At 52.2% G+C, this 2,257-nt stretch carries 1 rRNA gene; it reads right to left on the minus strand.

The annotated features are described in order from the left end of the window. Positions 1–2,174: ribosomal RNA gene (locus CVV77_RS21780) — 23S ribosomal RNA — on the minus strand; the annotation flags it as partial. Positions 2,175–2,257: the final 83 nt, after the last annotated feature.

The raw sequence follows: 2,257 nt of genomic DNA on the forward strand, positions 1-2,257 counted from the left end.
GCGCTCCGGTTTCCAAGGCTCCTACCTATCCTGTACAAGCTGTACCAACATTCAATATCAGGCTGCAGTAAAGCTCCACGGGGTCTTTCCGTCCTGTCGCGGGTAACCTGCATCTTCACAGGTACTATAATTTCACCGAGTCTCTCGTTGAGACAGTGCCCAGATCGTTGCGCCTTTCGTGCGGGTCGGAACTTACCCGACAAGGAATTTCGCTACCTTAGGACCGTTATAGTTACGGCCGCCGTTTACTGGGGCTTCAATTCGCACCTTCGCTTACGCTAAGCGCTCCTCTTAACCTTCCAGCACCGGGCAGGCGTCAGCCCCTATACTTCGCCTTACGGCTTCGCAGAGACCTGTGTTTTTGCTAAACAGTCGCCTGGGCCTATTCACTGCGGCTCTCTCGGGCTTGCACCCTAACAGAGCACCCCTTCTCCCGAAGTTACGGGGTCATTTTGCCGAGTTCCTTAACGAGAGTTCTCTCGATCACCTTAGGATTCTCTCCTCGCCTACCTGTGTCGGTTTGCGGTACGGGCACCTCTCACCTCGCTAGAGGCTTTTCTTGGCAGTGTGGAATCAGGAACTTCGCTACTATATTTCGCTCGCCATCACAGCTCAGCCTTATGGGAAACGGATTTGCCTATTTCCCAGCCTAACTGCTTGGACGCGGATATCCAATACCGCGCTTACCCTATCCTCCTGCGTCCCCCCATTGCTCAAATGGTGAGGAGGTGGTACAGGAATATCAACCTGTTGTCCATCGCCTACGCCTTTCGGCCTCGGCTTAGGTCCCGACTAACCCTGAGCGGACGAGCCTTCCTCAGGAAACCTTAGGCATTCGGTGGAGGGGATTCTCACCCCTCTTTCGCTACTCATACCGGCATTCTCACTTCTAAGCGCTCCACCAGTCCTTCCGGTCTGGCTTCACAGCCCTTAGAACGCTCTCCTACCACTGTTCGAAGAACAGTCCGCAGCTTCGGTGATACGTTTAGCCCCGGTACATTTTCGGCGCAGAGTCACTCGACCAGTGAGCTATTACGCACTCTTTAAATGGTGGCTGCTTCTAAGCCAACATCCTGGTTGTCTAAGCAACTCCACATCCTTTTCCACTTAACGTATACTTTGGGACCTTAGCTGGCGGTCTGGGCTGTTTCCCTTTCGACTACGGATCTTATCACTCGCAGTCTGACTCCCAAGGATAAGTCATTGGCATTCGGAGTTTGACTGAATTCGGTAACCCGGTAGGGGCCCCTAGTCCAATCAGTGCTCTACCTCCAAGACTCTTACCTTGAGGCTAGCCCTAAAGCTATTTCGGAGAGAACCAGCTATCTCCAGGTTCGATTGGCATTTCACCCCTACCCACACCTCATCCCCGCACTTTTCAACGTGCGTGGGTTCGGGCCTCCATTCAGTGTTACCTGAACTTCACCCTGGACATGGGTAGATCACCTGGTTTCGGGTCTACGACCACGTACTCATGCGCCCTATTCAGACTCGCTTTCGCTGCGGCTCCGCATCTTCTGCTTAACCTTGCACGGGATCGTAACTCGCCGGTTCATTCTACAAAAGGCACGCCATCACCCGTTAACGGGCTCTGACTACTTGTAGGCACACGGTTTCAGGATCTCTTTCACTCCCCTTCCGGGGTGCTTTTCACCTTTCCCTCACGGTACTGGTTCACTATCGGTCACTAGGGAGTATTTAGCCTTGGGAGATGGTCCTCCCGGATTCCGACGGAATTTCACGTGTTCCGCCGTACTCAGGATCCACTCAGGAGAGAACGAAGTTTTGACTACAGGGCTGTTACCTCCTATGGCGGGCCTTTCCAGACCTCTTCATCTACCTCGTTCTTTTGTAACTCCGTACAGAGTGTCCTACAACCCCAAGAGGCAAGCCTCTTGGTTTGGGCTAATCCCGTTTCGCTCGCCGCTACTCAGGGAATCGCATTTGCTTTCTCTTCCTCCGGGTACTTAGATGTTTCAGTTCCCCGGGTCTGCCTTCTCATATCCTATGAATTCAGATATGGATACCACTCCATTACGAGTGGTGGGTTTCCCCATTCGGAAATCTCCGGATCAAAGCTTGCTTACAGCTCCCCGAAGCATATCGGTGTTCGTCCCGTCCTTCATCGGCTCCTAGTGCCAAGGCATCCACCGTGCGCCCTTTCTAACTTAACCGTTAAAAAGAATCACTATGTGATATCTTGTCTTACTAATTGAATGTGATGTCTACTGTTATCTAGTTTTCAAAGAACACGTTT

Source organism: Bacillus sp. SN1 (genome assembly GCF_002796895.1).
GTDB classification, from domain to species: Bacteria; Bacillota; Bacilli; order Bacillales; family Bacillaceae; genus Bacillus; species Bacillus inaquosorum.